The sequence below is a fragment of the Streptomyces sp. NBC_00038 genome (assembly GCF_026343635.1).
Taxonomy (GTDB): Bacteria; Actinomycetota; Actinomycetes; order Streptomycetales; family Streptomycetaceae; genus Streptomyces.
Genome location: NZ_JAPELQ010000003.1, coordinates 44,945 through 59,960, shown reverse-complemented (window position 1 = coordinate 59,960; position 15,016 = coordinate 44,945). Strand labels below are relative to the sequence as shown.

Below are 15,016 nucleotides of genomic sequence, written 5' to 3'. Positions count from 1 at the left end.
AGGAGACCTGCTCGTGCCGAACGTCGATCTAGGCATACCGAAGTTCCCCCAGCGGGCGATCACGACGCGGCGACGCTCCCGTTCGTTCTCGGTGGGAGCCGTCGGCGTGGGCGGGGACCACCCCGTATCGGTGCAGTCGATGACCACCACGGTGACGTCCGACGTCAACGCGACCCTGCAGCAGATCGCCGAACTCACCGCCGCCGGCTGCCAGATCGTCCGCGTCGCCGTGCCCTCCCAGGACGACGCCGACGCCCTGCCGCAGATAGCCCGCAAGTCGATGATCCCGGTCATCGCCGACATCCACTTCCAGCCCAAGTACGTCTTCGCGGCGATCGAGGCCGGCTGCGCGGCCGTACGCGTCAACCCCGGCAACATCAAGAAGTTCGACGACCGGGTCGGGGAGATCGCCCAGGCCGCCTCCGCCACCGGCACCCCCATCCGGATCGGCGTCAACGCCGGCTCGCTCGACAAGCGGCTGCTCGCCAAGTACGGCAAGGCCACTCCGGAGGCGCTGGTCGAGTCCGCGCTGTGGGAGGCGTCCCTCTTCGAGGAGCACGGCTTCCGGGACATCAAGATCTCCGTCAAGCACAACGACCCGGTCGTGATGATCGAGGCCTACCGGCAGCTGGCCGCCCAGTGCGACTACCCCCTGCACCTCGGCGTCACCGAGGCCGGGCCCGCCTTCCAGGGCACCGTCAAGTCCGCGGTGGCCTTCGGCGCGCTGCTGTCCCAGGGCATCGGCGACACCATCCGGGTCTCCCTGTCCGCCTCGCCGGTGGAGGAGGTCAAGGTCGGCATCAAGATCCTGGAGTCGCTCGGCCTGTGCGAGCGGGGGCTGGAGATCGTCTCCTGTCCGTCGTGCGGGCGGGCCCAGGTGGATGTGTACAAGCTGGCCGACGAGGTCAACGCCGCCCTGGAGGGCTTCCCCGCTCCGCTGCGGGTGGCGGTCATGGGGTGTGTGGTCAACGGGCCCGGCGAAGCCCGCGAAGCCGATCTGGGCGTGGCGTCCGGCAACGGCAAGGGCCAGATCTTCGTCAGGGGAGAGGTCGTCAAGACCGTGCCCGAGTCGCAGATCGTCGAGACGCTGATCGAAGAGGCCATGCGCCTCGCCGAGGAGATGGGCATCGACCCGCTCGCCGAAGCGGCATGACAGAGGTTCTTAAGCCGCTCGAAGTCCAGGACAGAATAAAAACAGCGCATGCGGTTTGATATTGACAGACCGCTTGTGCTGTTCTTAGCTGGTGGTTGCTGGACTTGGACGCGCACCCCCGTAAAGAGACTGAAGGAACACCACCATGACGACGTCCGGACCCTCTCCGGTCTCGGCCGCCGACCGGCCCGCCGCTTCGGCGGCCGCGGCGCCGGGCGGCTTCGACCTCGACAACGGCAACTTCTACCGGGACCTGCTCGGCAAGGCGGGCGACGCCTCCGGCAGGACGCAGTCCATCGCGCCCGCGGACATCCCCCTCATCGTCTGGATCGAGGACGTCCTGCAGACCGCGTGGTTCGACGCGCTGGCGCCCTACCATCCGACCGCGGTCGGCGTGCACTCCCGGATCGGGCGCCGTCCCGCCGGTGAGTCCGCCACCAACCGGAACAAGAACATCGCCGCCCTGCACGCCGCGAACCAGGTGGTGCGCGCCCTGTACCCGGACCGGGACGCGGTGATGCGGCAGGTGCTGGGCATGGTCGGCCTGAACGCCGACGACGCCTCGGTGGACCCGGCCACCGCGGTCGGCATCGGCAACATCACCGGCAGGGCCGTCATCGAGGCCCGGGTGCGGGACGGGATGAACTTCCTCGGCGACGAGGGCCGCAAGTACCACGGCGGGCAGTTCGGCGACTACACCGGCTACCGGCCCGTGAACACCGCCTACGAACTGGCCGACCCCTCGCGCTGGCAGCCGGCGCTGGGACCGCACCCCCGCCGCCTCGACGGCGGCCACGGCGACAAGGGCGTCTTCGCCGTCCAGCAGTTCCTCACCCCGTACCTGGGGCAGGTCACGGCCCACACCTTCCAGGACGCGCGCGAGTTCAAGCTCACCCCGCCCGACCACACCGACCACACCGACCACCGCGCCTACCAGCGCTCGGTGGACGAGATCCTGGCGGCGTCGGCCGGACTGACCGACGAGCAGAAGGTCAAGGCGGAGTTCTTCGACAACGCCTACCTGGGCATCCTCCAGTCGACCAAGCACGCGGCCCTCGCGCACAACGCGGACCTGGACCTGGACGACTGGGTCCACCTGCTCTTCGCGAGCTCCGTCGCCAAGCTCGACAGCCTGATCGCCGCCTGGCACCACAAGCGCGCCTACGACGCCGTCCGGCCGTTCAGCGCGGTCCGGCACGTCTACGGCGACCGCCACGTGACCGCCTGGGGCGGACCCGGCAAGGGCACGGTCGAGGACCTGCCCGCCGACGAATGGACCGGCTACCTGCCGGTGGCGAACCACCCCGACTACCCGTGCGGCTCCACCGCGGTCATAGCCGCCGAGGCACAGGCGGCCAGGCGCTTCCTCGGCGACGACGTCCTCGGCTGGACGCACGCCGTCGACGCCGGCTCGACGATGACGGAGCCCGGGGCCGTCCCCGCCCAGGCCCTCGAACTGCACTACGCCACCTGGACCGACTTCGAGCAGGACTGCGCCTCGAGCCGGGTGTGGGCGGGCCTGCACTTCAAGGAGACGTCCGAGCGGTCCCTGGAGTTCGGCACCCAGTTCGGCGACCGCGCCTACGACTTCGTGCAGCGGCACATCAAGGGCGACGTCGAGGACTGACCCTCCCACCGGCGGCGGGCACCGCCCCCCAGCCCGCCGCCGCGCCCGGCCCAGACCGGGAAGACCCACCACGGGGGTCAGCGGGGGGCGCGTTTGGCGGTGCTGCCCCTGCGACGCGGCCGGCATGTCACAGGACGGCCGCCGTGATCGTCATATGGGTGACGCCTCGAGTGCTTTCGCTCGAGATTTCTTTCGATGGGAGATGTTCTTCATGGCAACACAGGCAGCCCCTGCACCCGGGCCGAGCTCGCAGGCAGCCGCTGACCCCAGGCGATGGCTGGTCCTTGCCGTCATCTGCACCGCCTACCTCATGGTGGGCCTGGACCTGACCGTGATGAACCTCGCCCTGCCGTCCGCGCAGGAGGACCTCGGCTTCACCGACGCCGACCGGCAGTGGATCGTGACCGCGTACGCGCTGCCCTTCGGCGGCCTGCTGCTGTTCTGCGGGCGGCTGTCCGACCTGATCGGCCGCAAGGAGAGCTTCCTCCTCGGGGTGGGCGGCTTCGCGGTCGCCTCCGCCGTCGGCGGCGCCGCGAGCAGCTTCGGAATGCTGGTGACGGCCCGCGCCTTCCAGGGCGCGTTCGCCGCGATGCTGGCGCCGTCCTGCCTGGCCCTGCTGGCCACCACGTTCACCGACCCGAAGGAGAAGGGCAAGGCCTTCGGCATCTTCAGCGGGGTCGCGGCCACCAGCGCGGGCCTGGGGCTGATCATCGGCGGCGCGCTCACCTCCGGCCTGGACTGGCGGTGGTGCATGTACGTCAACCTGTTCTTCGCCGCGGCCGCCGTCGTCGGGGGCCTGCTGCTGATCCAGAAGCAGCCCAAGACGGTCGCGCAGATGGACATCCCCGGTGTGATCCTGGCATCGGCCGGCATGTTCGGCGTGGTCTACGGGTTCTCCAACGCCGCGGACGACAGCTGGAGCACACCCTCGACATGGGGTGTCCTCGCGGCCGCCGCCGTACTGCTGCTCGCCTTCGCGTACTGGCAGACGCGCGCCCCGCACCCGCTGGTACCGCCCCGGATCGTCCTCGACCGCAACCGCGCCGGCGCGTACCTCACCGTGCTGGTGAGCGGGGTCGGCATGTTCGGCATCATGCTCTTCCTCATCTACTTCATGCAGATCAACCTCGGCTTCTCGGCGATCAAGTCGGGCGTCGCACTGCTGCCGATGATCGTGTGCACCACCGTGGCGGCCGGCGCCGGCGCCGCCAAACTGCTGCCGCACCACGGTCCCAGGCCGCTCATCACCGCCGGCATGGTCATCAGCGCCGCCGGCATGGCCTGGCTGACCAGGATCGGCGTGGACTCGGGCTATGCCTCGCACCTGCTCGGCCCGCTCATGGTGGTCGGCGTCGGCCTCGGCCTGGTCTACTCCGCGGCCCTGGGCACCGGCACCTCCAACGTGGCACCCCAGGACGCGGGCATCGCCTCGGCGTGCGTCAACACCGGCCAGCAGCTCGGCGGCGCCATCGGCACCGCACTGCTCAACACGATCGCCTCCACCGCCGCGGCCGGCTGGCTGGCCGGCCACGCGGAAGGGCAGCCGACCCCCGAGCAGCTCGGCCTCGCCTCGATCGACGGCTACATCACGGTGTTCTGGTGGTGCACCGCCATCTTCGCCGCCGGCGCCGTCATCGCCGCCCTGGTGCTGCGCCCCGGCCCGCTGCCCGGGCCCGCGCACGCACCCGCCCAGCCGTCCGAGCAGAGCGAAGCGGCCCTGTCCTGACGGGCGTCCCCCGGACCGCAGGCGGCCGGGGGACACCCCGGCGCACCAGCCGGCGGGGAGGGCGGTCACCCCCCGTCCCGTCCTCCCCGCTTCCCTCTCCTCGCGCCGCCCGGGCCGTGCACGCCGCGTCCACCAGGACACCACCGACGGGGAACGACCGGCCCGTGTCACAGCGACGGGACCACACACGGCATCCGCGACGGCGGATGGGCGCAGACCGAGGAGGACCCGCTGGATCCGGAAGAGCGGACGACGGCACGCCGGTTGAGCGTGGTCGACGTCGTCGACGACGAAGAGGCCCCGGCCGGCGAGCGGGCCGCCTCCCCGGGGAGCACCACGGCCCAAACGACCCCCCGCGCGGCCGGCCCGGTGGGGCCAAGGCTCCCAGGAGGAACCGGCGCGGGCCGGACCGAGGAGTTCGAGGACCTGCGGCCCCTGCTGTTCTCGATCGCCTACCGGATCCTGGGCAGCGTGAGCGAGGCCGAGGACGCGGTGCAGGAGACCTGGCTGCGCTACCAGACCAGCTCGACGCAACCCCGGTCCCTCAAGGCCTTCCTGTCGGCCACGGTGACCCGGATCTCCATCGACACGCTGCGCTCGGCCCGTGTCCAGCGCGAGGAGTACGTCGGCCACTGGTTCCCCGAACCGCTGCTCACCGACCCTTACGAGGACCCGGCCCGGTCGGCGGAACTGGCCGACTCGCTGTCGATGGCGGCCCTGCTGCTACTGGAGCGGCTGTCCCCGCTGGAGCGCGCGGTCTTCGTGCTGCGGGAGGTGTTCCTCTTCGGCTTCCCGGAGATCGCCTCGGCCGTGGGCCGCTCGGAGGCGGCCTGCCGCCAGCTCGCGGTGCGGGCCCGCCGGCACATGGACGAGGGCCGGCCCCGGTTCGAGGCCGACCTGCAGGAACGGCAGGAACTCGCCGGACGCTTCTTCGACGCCCTCAAGGAGGGCGACGTCGAGGGGCTGCGGGAACTGCTCGCCGCCGACGTGCAGTTGATCGGGGACGACGGCGGAAAGGTCCCGATGCTGGCCAAGGTCGTCACCGGCGGCGACACCGTGGCACGGCTGCTCGCCACGATCCTCCCCATGCTCATGCGGGTCGACGTGACCGTGGAGCCGCACCAGGTGAACGGCCAGCCCGGCGCGATCTTCCGCGACCGGGACGACAAAGTGCTCAACACCTGGGCGCTCGACGTACTCGACGGACAGATCCAGACGATCCGCTCCGTGAGCAATCCGGACAAGCTCGGACACCTGGGTCCGGTCGCCGACGCCTGGGCGGTCAACCGCGAGGCGAACCGGGCGCGACGGTCCGCGGACTGACCAGGAGAGACCAGGCAGCGGCCCCCCGTGGTCGCGACATGGCGACCGCCTGCCCAGGACCACGGGGAAACCTCACCCACGGCGAGCCGGAGCCCGGCCGGCATCGCGCTGCCCGCCGCGGCGCTCTGGACTCAGGGAGGAGCTGGCGTGGGCCGGACTGAGGAGTTCGAGGAGCTGCGGCCCCTGCTGTTCTCGATCGCCCACCGGATCCTGGGCAGCGAGGCCGAGGCCGCGGCCGCGGTGCAGGAGACCTGGCTGCGCTACGCGGCCCAACCCGCGAAACCCGCCCCGGACAAGGAGTTCCTGACGTCCACGGTGACGTGGATCGCGGTCGACGCGCTGCGCGCGGACCGCATGCGGCCCGAGAAGCTTCCCGAGCCGCTGTCGACGGCCGCCGTGCTCCTGCTGGAGCGTCTGTTCCCGCTGGAGCGTGCCGTTTTCGTGCTGCGGGAGATCTTCGGATGCGGCCTGCCGGAGATCGCGTCGGCCGTGGGGTGCTCGCCGGCGGCGTGCCGCCGGCTCGCCGCCGCCGTGTCGATGATGAGCGGCGGCGGTAGGGCCCTGCCGTGGCCCCGGCGCATCGACGGCGCGGAGCAGGTGGCCCGGGCACTCGTCGCGATCGTCCCGGCGCTGCTCCGTATCGGCGTCACGATGGAGTCGCAGCAGGTGAACCGCCGCCCGGGCGCGATCTTCCGCGACCGTACGGGCAGGGTCCTCAGTGAGCTGTCGCTCGACGTCTTCGACGGGCGGATCCAGACGATCCGCTGGCTGACCCCGCCGGACGAATCCCGGGGTCCGGCGGCGGACGCTCCCGCGGCCGGCTGAACCCGGCCCACGCAGTGCGGCAGCCGCCGTCTCCCGGCGACTGCCGCATCCTCGTTCCCGTGTTCCCGTTCCGGCCGTCAGTTGCCGGCGGTGGCCGGGGCCGTGGCGTCCGCGATGAGGTCGTCGAAGGTCAGGTTGAACAGCTGGTGATTTCCGGTGAGTCCGGAGACCAGCTTGACGAAATCCACCTGGGCGTCGTTCTTCTTCTCCGGGTCGGTGATTTCCTGCGCCAGATTGAAGTAGAAGCCCTTGGTCTTCGAGCGGTCGTAGAAGTGTTCCACGAATACCCGGATGTCGCTGAAGAAGTCCTGGTAGGCGGTGGCGTACCGGTCGAGTGCCTTCTCCTCGATCTCCGGGTGCTCGATGATCGTGTCGACTATCTTCGACAGCGCGCTGCCCGCCATCGTCGCGAGTGCGACTCCGGTGGAGAACAGCGGGTCCACGAAAGCGGCGGCGTCGCCGACCAGCGCCCAGCCGTTTCCGTAGAAACGCTCATTGGTGTACGACCAGTCGCGCGCGGTGCGGAAACCGGCGGTCTGGTGCGCGTCCTTGAGGAGTTCCTTGAGCTTGCTGGTCTGCGCCATCTCCGAGTGGAAGAGCTCTTCCAGGGACTGGTCGGTCGCCTTCGCGGTGGCCGAACGCGTCACATAACCGACGCTGAACACGCCCTTGTCGAGCGGAATCCCCCAGAACCATCCTTCCTGGATGCCCTCGATGAGGATGTTGCTCCACTCGTCGCCGGGCAGCCGGTGGCAGTTGTCGAAGTACGTCCACACCGCGACGTTCTGCAGCTGGTCGTGCCAGTTGACGTCGGAGTACTTCCGGCCGATCACCCGGGCCTGGCCGGAGGCGTCGATGACCAGGGACGCCCTGGTCTCATGGGTTCCGTCGAGCCCGCGCACGGCGTACTTGACGCCGACGACGCGGCCGTTCTCCTCGATGGTGTCCTTCACCGTCGCCTCTTCCACGACGGTGGCACCCAGTTCGCGCGCCCGGTCCAGAATCATCGTGTCCAGGTCGGCACGGCGCGTGTGATAGGCGTACGGGATACGCCCGCCCGTGCTGAACGAGAAGTTCCACGGGATCTCGTTGTTGCCCCAGACCAGAGTGCCGCCGTATTTGCGCTCGAATCCCCTCGTCTCCATGCGCTCGGTCAGACCGAGTTCCTCCATGGGGATCATGAATCCGGGGATGAGGGATTCCCCGACGTGATACCGGGGGAATCGCTCACGGTCGAACACGAGAACGCGGCGGCCGCGCTGGGCGAGAAGCGCCGCGGTGGTCGCACCGGCGGGCCCGCCGCCGATGACGATGACGTCGTAATCGTCAGAAATCCCAAGCAGAGTGGACGACATCCGTTACCTTCCCCAGTTTCGGCTTCCGCGCGTCGCGTGCAGATTTCCCCCGCTCCCGCAAAGCGCGCTTTCGGACCAGAGTGCAGGTTTTGATCAGGCCGTGTCATCGCCGAGATTGCTCAGTAATCCGGGTCGCTGTTGAACGTCGGGGCCGGCCGGCAGTACACCGCCGTCCGGCACAAGTGGCCCTCCACCGTGCCCCGTTAGCCTCCGGCCACAGCCGCGATGCGCCCAGCACCGCGTGCACCGATCGCCGGACCGGCAGGAGCCGACACGTATGTCTGTGGAATCCATCGCGCCCGCGGGAAGCGGCGCCACCCCCGCCAAGGACGTCCGCCGGCTGGACCGGGTGGTCATCCGGTTCGCGGGCGACTCGGGCGACGGCATGCAGCTCACCGGTGACCGTTTCACCTCCGAGACGGCGTCCTTCGGCAACGATCTGTCGACCCTTCCGGACTTCCCCGCCGAGATCCGGGCGCCCGCAGGCACCCTGCCGGGCGTTTCGTCCTTCCAGCTGCACTTCGCCGACCACGACATCCTCACCCCCGGCGACGCCCCCGACGTCCTGGTCGCGATGAACCCGGCGGCGCTGAAGGCCAACGCCGGCGATCTGCCGCGCGGCGCGGAGATCATCGTCAACACGGACGAGTTCACCAAACGGGCGATGCAGAAGGTCGGTTACGCCACGAACCCGCTGGAGGACGGCTCGCTGGACGCCTACCGCCTCCACCGTGTCCCCCTGACCACTCTCGCCGTCGAGGCGCTGAAGGATTTCGACCTGTCCCGCAAGGAGGCCGAGCGCAGCAAGAACATGTTCGCGCTCGGCCTGTTGTCGTGGATGTACCACCGGCCCACCGAGGGCACCGAGAAGTTCCTGACGACCAAGTTCGCGAAGAAGCCGGAAATCGCGGCGGCGAACGTCGCGGCGTTCCGGGCGGGCTGGAACTTCGGTGAGACCACGGAGGACTTCGCGGTCTCCTACGAGGTCGCGCCGGCCGCGCAGGCGTTCCCGGCCGGCACCTACCGCAACATCTCCGGGAACCTGGCCCTGTCCTACGGGCTGGTCACCGCGTCCCGGCAGGCGGACCTCCCGCTGTTCCTGGGCTCGTACCCGATCACGCCGGCGTCCGACATCCTGCACGAGCTGAGCAGGCACAAGAACTTCGGCGTCCGCACCTTCCAGGCCGAGGACGAGATCGCCGGCATCGGTGCCGCGCTGGGCGCGGCGTTCGGCGGGTCGCTGGCGGTGACGACCACGTCCGGTCCGGGGGTGGCGCTGAAGTCGGAGACGATCGGGCTGGCGGTGTCGCTGGAGCTGCCGCTGCTGGTGATCGATATTCAGCGGGGTGGCCCGTCGACGGGGTTGCCGACCAAGACCGAGCAGGCGGATCTGCTGCAGGCGATGTTCGGACGCAACGGTGAGGCGCCGGTACCGGTGATCGCCCCGTGTACGCCGGCGGACTGCTTCGACGCGGCGCTGGAGGCGGCGAGGATCGCGCTGACGTACCGGACGCCGGTGATGCTGCTGTCGGACGGTTATCTGGCCAACGGCAGCGAGCCGTGGCAGATCCCGGAGGCCGACGAACTGCCGGATCTGACGGTGCAGTTCGCGCAGGGGCCCAACCACACCCTGGAGGACGGCAGCGAGGTGTTCTGGCCGTACAAGCGGGATCCGCAGACGCTGGCCCGCCCGTGGGCGATCCCGGGAACACCGGGCCTCGAGCACCGCATCGGCGGCATCGAGAAGCAGGACGGCACCGGCAACATCTCCTACGACCCCGCCAACCACGACTTCATGGTCCGTACCCGGCAGGCGAAGATCGACGGCATCGACGTGCCGGATGTCGAGGTCGACGACCCGCACGAGGCACGCACCCTGGTGCTGGGCTGGGGATCGACGTACGGCCCCATCACCGCCGCCGTGCGCCGGCTGCGGGCGGCCGGGGAGTCCATCGCGCAGGCCCATCTGCGCCACCTCAACCCCTTCCCCCCCAACCTCGGCACCGTCCTGAAGCGCTATGAGCGGGTCGTCGTACCGGAGATGAACCTGGGCCAGCTGGCGATGCTGCTGCGCGCGAAGTACCTGGTCGACGTGGTGCCCTTCACTCAGGTCGACGGAATGCCGTTCAAGGCCGAACAGCTGGCCCGCGCGCTGGAGGAGGCACAGCATGGCAACTGAACTCAAGCTCCTGCCGAAGGACTTCAAGTCCGATCAGGAAGTGCGCTGGTGCCCCGGCTGCGGTGACTACGCGGTCCTCGCCGCGGTCCAGGGCTTCATGCCGGAACTGGGCCTGGCGAAGGAGAACATCGTCTTCGTCTCCGGGATCGGCTGCTCCTCCCGCTTCCCGTACTACATGAACACGTACGGCATGCACTCCATCCACGGCCGCGCCCCCGCCATCGCCACCGGACTGGCCACCAGCCGACGGGACCTGAGCGTGTGGGTGGTCACCGGTGACGGCGACGCGCTGTCCATCGGCGGCAACCACCTCATCCACGCCCTGCGCCGCAACGTCAACCTGAAGATCCTGCTCTTCAACAACCGTATCTACGGCCTCACCAAGGGCCAGTACTCGCCCACCTCCGAGGTCGGGAAGATCACCAAGTCGACGCCGATGGGCTCCCTGGACGCGCCCTTCAACCCGGTGTCCCTCGCCATCGGCGCCGAGGCCTCCTTCGTCGCGCGCACGGTCGACTCCGACCGCAAGCACCTCACCGAAGTACTGCGCCAGGCCGCCGCCCACCCCGGCACCGCCCTCGTCGAGATCTACCAGAACTGCAACATCTTCAACGACGGCGCCTTCGAGGTCCTCAAGGACCGGCAACAGGCCCAGGAAGCCGTGATCCGCCTGGAGCACGGCAAGCCGATCCGCTTCGGCACCGACCTGGCCAAGGGCGTCGTACGCGACCGGTCCACCGGCGACCTCGAGGTCGTCGGCGTCACCCCCGGCAACGAGGCCGACATCCTCGTCCACGACGCCCACGCCCCGTCCCCGGCCACCGCCTTCGCCCTCTCCCGCCTCGCCGACCCCGACACCCTGCACCACACCCCCATCGGCGTCCTGCGCTCCGTCGGCCGGCCCGTCTACGACACCCAGATGGCCGACCAGCTCGACGCCGCGACCGAACACAGCGGCAAGGGCGATCTGGCAGCACTGCTCGCGGGCGGCGACACCTGGACCGTCGCCGGCCACAGGGCCCGACGGGATCGGCAGGGCCTGTAACCGCCGTATCCACGGCGGCCGCACACGACGTCCAGGGGCGGCTGAGAGGCCCTCAGTACTCGCTCAGTACTCACTCGAAGCGGACGCTGCTCTCCCTCGAGCCGGTGGCAGAAAAATGCTGTTCGGGGCCCCATCCAGGGGCCCACGGCACCGCAGCGCAGCCGGAAGCCCGCACTCGCGGCGCTCCGGACCGCGGTCGGCGCCCGGCAGCGGGCCGGCACCACACATGACGCTCCGCCGTCCGGGTTTCCCTCTCATGCCGCCTGCGGGCCTGCCCGCCCGCGCCCCCGTGCACCGCACCGGGGCGCGGGACGGACCGCATCTCACGGAGACGGATGTCATGGATACGCATCAGACCACGTCACTACTCGTCGGCCTCGCCGTCATGGTGCTCCTGGCCCGCCTGCTGGGCGCGCTGGCCCGGCGCCTGGGCCAGCCGGCGGTGATCGGTGAAGTCCTCGCCGGTATCGCGCTGGGACCGACCCTGTTCCACGGGGCCATCGCCGACACGCTCTTCCCGGGCGACATCCGGCCCCTGCTCGCCGCCCTGGCCGCGGTCGGTGTCGCGGTCTTCATGTTCATCGTCGGCCTGGAGTGGGACGCCGCGATGATCCGGGGCAGCGGAAGCCTGGCCGCGTCCGTGTCGTTCAGCTCCGTCCTGCTGCCGTTCGGTCTCGGCGCGCTCCTCGCGCTCTACCTGATGGACGACTACGGCACCGGCGACCGGACGGCGTTCATGCTCTTCATGGGCATCGCCATGTCGATCACGGCGTTCCCGGTGCTGGCGCGCATCCTCACCGACCGGCGCATGAACCGCACCCCGCTGGGCGTGGTGGCCCTGGCCTGCGCCTCGATCGACGACGTCCTCGCCTGGACCCTGCTCGCCACGGTCGTCGCCCTCAGCGGCTCGGCCGGCCCGGACCAGTGGCGCATCCTGCTCGCCATCCCCTTCCTGGTGGGCATGTTGTACGTCGTACGCCCCCTGCTGCACCGCTTCGCCGCCGGCCGGCCGACGCTGCGGCTCACCCCGACCGTGTTCGCGTGCATCCTGGCGGGCCTGCTGCTGTCCGCCGCCGCCACCGAGTGGGTCGGCCTGCACTACATCTTCGGCGCGTTCCTCTTCGGCCTGATCCTCCCGCGCACCGGCAGCGAGCAGCTGCGCACCGAAGTGCACGACCGCCTCGGGCAGATGAACGGCATGCTGCTGCTGCCGGTGTTCTTCCTGGTCGCCGGCCTGAAGGTCGACCTCTCCGAAGTGGGCACGGCCGGGCTGGGCGCGCTGGTGCTGATCCTCCTGGTGGCCATCGGCGGCAAGTTCACCGGCGCGTACGTCGCCGCCCGCCTCAACCGGATGCCGGTCCGGCAGTCCGCCGCGCTCGCCACCCTGATGAACACCCGCGGCCTGACCGAACTCATCGTCCTGAACGTCGGCCTGCAACTCGGCTTCCTCGAACAGGACCTCTACTCGCTCATGGTGGTGATGGCCGTGGTCACGACCGCGATGGCGGGCCCGCTGCTGACGTGGATCATCGGCCGGCCCACGGACGGCGACCGCCCCCACGACCGCGACGTCCCCGCACGCCTGGCAGGCACCGCGGGCAAGGCCGCCTAGACCTCGCGGACCGGCCCCGGCGCCGCGCCGTGGCCCCTGCGTCCCGCTCCATCCGTCCGTCGATCGTCCCCTCGCGCAGACGCCCCACGCGTTCCCGTGCGGTGCCCGCGCCTGCGGTTCTTCCCCGTACCTTCCCAACGAAAGGGGCCGCTCATGGCCACGGACGCTCCGCCGTCCCCCAGTCCGCAGGAGTTCATCGACCAGCACCCGATGAGCCGCAGGCAGTGGCTCATCGTGGTGCTGGGCCTGCTGATGATGCTTGCCGACGGACTCGACTCCACCGTCGTCGCCTTCGTCTACCCCCGGATCGTGGACGACTGGGGCACCGAGCTGAGCACCGTGACCGTCATCGCGACGGTCAGTGTTCTGGCGATGATCGTCGGCAGTGCGACCGCCGGCCCGCTCGCCGACCGCTACGGGCGCAGGGGCGTCACCGTTACGGGCATCGCCGTCTTCGGACTGGGCACGGCATGCATGGCACTCACCCACGACGTCGTCGCCTTCGCCGCGCTGCGGGTCGTGGCCTGCCTGGGGCTCGGCGCGATCCTGCCGACCGTGATCGCCCTGGTCGCGGACTGGATACCCGCCCAGCGCAGGGTGCAGATGGTCGCGCTGGCGTTCGCCGGGGTGACGGCCGGTATCACCGTCGGCGGCGTCCTCGCCTCGACCCTCATCCCCGTGTCCGGCTGGCCCGTGCTGATGGCGGTGTGCGGGCTCGCTCCGCTGCTGCTGATCCCGGCGGTCCTGCGGTTCGTCCCGGAGTCCGTCAGTGTGCTCGCCGCCCGCGGGCGGTCCGCGGCCGAGGTGCGCGAGGCCCTCTCCGCCGTCGCGGGCCGGGACGTGTCCCATGTGGACTGCGGCCGGCGCACGGTGCGGCGGCAGCCGAAGCCCGCGTCGAAGGTCGTCGTGTCCGGTGACTTCGCGCGCACCACCGCCCTGCTGTGGCTGAGCTTCTTCCTGGCGCAGGGCATGGGCGCCCTGATCATCACCTACCTTCCGCTGCTGGTCGAGCGGATGGGCCTGACGGCCGCACAGGCCGCCATGGCCGTCGCGGCGTTCGGCTGGGGCGGCCTGACGGGACAGATCTCCGTGTCCTTCGTCCTCAAGCACGTCGACCGGTTCCGGGTGCTGTCGGCGCTGTGGGCGGCGACCGCCCTCAGCTTCACGGCGGCCGCCCTGTGGGCCCAGGAGTTCACCGCGCTGCTCGCCGTGACGTTCGTCCTCGGGCTCTGCCTTCCGGCGGCCGCCTCCGTGCTCCAGACGATCGCCGCGGTGGCCTACCCGCCGTCCGCCCGCGCCACGGGAGTGAGCTGGGCGAACACCGCGGGCAAGCTGGGGCCCGTGGCCAGCGGTCTGTGCGGCGGCCTGATGGTCGACGCGGGCTGGAGTTTGGGCACCGTCCTGCTCGTCCTCATCGTGCCGGTCGGGATCTGCATCCTGGCCGCGGTGCGGCTGAGCGCCCGCAGCCAGGTGCGCCCGAGCGAGTCGTACCCCGCTCCCCGGCCGGCCCCGGCGCACGAGCAGCCGGCTCCGGCCCTGGCCTCCGAGCAGGCGTGACCGTGCCGCCCGCTGGTTGGCGTCCCGGGACGCCAACCAGCGGGCGGCTCACCGGGGTTTCGGCGGCCGGGGCGGGAAGTTGTACCGGTCGAACGCCTCACGGGCCTCCGGGATGAACGCCTCGTGATCCACCAGCTCGGCCAGTTCGTGCTCCGTCAGCCAGTCGTGCCAGGCAATCTCCGAGGGATCGGGCCGCGAGGGGCCCCTCACGACTATCTCGTGCAGAGCGAGCCAGTACGGGCCCGTGCACCGGTACTTGAGCACCAGCTGCGGCCGGCCCCGGACACCCAGCTCCTCCGACAGTTCCCGCGCGGCGGCGTCCTCGTACGACTCGCCGACCTTCGCGGCGCCGCCCAGCAGCCAGTTGAACTGTCCCGGGAAGCGCGGCACGTCGTCGGGACGGCGGTGCACGAGAACCCGCCCCTCGGTGTCACGGCACAGGATGCCCGCCACCCGGTGCCGCCAGCCGTGCAGCATCGCGTCGTCCCGGTCCACCACGGCCAGCACTTCATCGCGTTCGTCAACGCGTTCGACCAATTCTCCCATGGGCCACACGATCGCAGGGCGAACTAGAGCCGGGCTCCAGGAGCGTCGGCGCCCCCGGGCCCGCTCGT

Annotated in this window: 11 protein-coding genes; 9 read left to right on the top strand and 2 right to left on the bottom strand. The window is 70.4% G+C overall.

Annotated elements, in window-relative coordinates:
- Window positions 1-13 precede the first annotated feature (13 nt).
- The 5 genes from ispG to OG219_RS47875 all read left to right on the top strand — a co-directional run bounded on the left by ispG (window position 14) and on the right by OG219_RS47875 (window position 6,654).
- Window positions 14-1,153, top strand: a complete 1,140-nt coding sequence (gene ispG / locus OG219_RS47895) for a flavodoxin-dependent (E)-4-hydroxy-3-methylbut-2-enyl-diphosphate synthase (protein WP_266838116.1) — start codon at window positions 14-16, stop codon at window positions 1,151-1,153.
- Between the two features lie 145 nt (window positions 1,154-1,298).
- The gene (locus OG219_RS47890; protein ID WP_266838115.1) at window positions 1,299-2,780 is read left to right on the top strand and encodes a DUF6851 domain-containing protein; all 1,482 of its coding nucleotides are present in this window, start codon (window positions 1,299-1,301) and stop codon (window positions 2,778-2,780) included.
- 211 nt (window positions 2,781-2,991) lie between these two features.
- Window positions 2,992-4,506 carry an MFS transporter gene (locus tag OG219_RS47885; RefSeq protein ID WP_266838113.1) on the top strand — a complete coding sequence of 505 codons (1,515 nt, stop codon included), beginning with the start codon at window positions 2,992-2,994 and terminating at the stop codon, window positions 4,504-4,506.
- 369 nt (window positions 4,507-4,875) lie between these two features.
- Window positions 4,876-5,829, top strand: a complete 954-nt coding sequence (locus OG219_RS47880; protein ID WP_266838194.1) for an RNA polymerase sigma-70 factor — start codon at window positions 4,876-4,878, stop codon at window positions 5,827-5,829.
- Window positions 5,830-5,976: 147 nt separating this feature from the next.
- Window positions 5,977-6,654: a sigma factor-like helix-turn-helix DNA-binding protein gene (locus OG219_RS47875; RefSeq protein WP_266838111.1), complete on the top strand. Its 678-nt coding sequence runs from the start codon at window positions 5,977-5,979 to the stop codon at window positions 6,652-6,654.
- A gap of 77 nt (window positions 6,655-6,731) precedes the next feature.
- Here OG219_RS47875 and OG219_RS47870 read toward each other — a convergent pair whose 3' ends face one another.
- On the bottom strand, window positions 6,732-8,009 hold the full coding sequence (locus tag OG219_RS47870; RefSeq protein ID WP_266838109.1) for an NAD(P)/FAD-dependent oxidoreductase: 1,278 nt from the start codon (window positions 8,007-8,009) through the stop codon (window positions 6,732-6,734).
- A 277-nt stretch (window positions 8,010-8,286) separates the two neighbouring features.
- Here OG219_RS47870 and OG219_RS47865 point away from each other — a divergent pair, with 277 nt between their 5' ends.
- The 4 genes from OG219_RS47865 (at window position 8,287) to OG219_RS47850 (ending at window position 14,402) form a co-directional block, all read left to right on the top strand.
- Window positions 8,287-10,188: a 2-oxoacid:acceptor oxidoreductase subunit alpha gene (locus OG219_RS47865; RefSeq protein WP_266838107.1), complete on the top strand. Its 1,902-nt coding sequence runs from the start codon at window positions 8,287-8,289 to the stop codon at window positions 10,186-10,188.
- The gene (locus OG219_RS47860) at window positions 10,178-11,233 is read left to right on the top strand and encodes a 2-oxoacid:ferredoxin oxidoreductase subunit beta (RefSeq protein ID WP_266838105.1); all 1,056 of its coding nucleotides are present in this window, start codon (window positions 10,178-10,180) and stop codon (window positions 11,231-11,233) included. The genes OG219_RS47865 and OG219_RS47860 overlap by 11 nt, the downstream gene beginning before the upstream one ends.
- A gap of 340 nt (window positions 11,234-11,573) precedes the next feature.
- Window positions 11,574-12,845, top strand: a complete 1,272-nt coding sequence (locus tag OG219_RS47855) for a cation:proton antiporter (RefSeq protein WP_266838103.1) — start codon at window positions 11,574-11,576, stop codon at window positions 12,843-12,845.
- 153 nt (window positions 12,846-12,998) lie between these two features.
- Window positions 12,999-14,402 carry an MFS transporter gene (locus OG219_RS47850; RefSeq protein WP_266838101.1) on the top strand — a complete coding sequence of 468 codons (1,404 nt, stop codon included), beginning with the start codon at window positions 12,999-13,001 and terminating at the stop codon, window positions 14,400-14,402.
- A gap of 48 nt (window positions 14,403-14,450) precedes the next feature.
- On the opposite strand, the gene OG219_RS47845 is transcribed toward OG219_RS47850, so the two are convergent.
- Window positions 14,451-14,948: an NUDIX hydrolase gene (locus OG219_RS47845; protein WP_266838100.1), complete on the bottom strand. Its 498-nt coding sequence runs from the start codon at window positions 14,946-14,948 to the stop codon at window positions 14,451-14,453.
- Window positions 14,949-15,016: the final 68 nt, after the last annotated feature.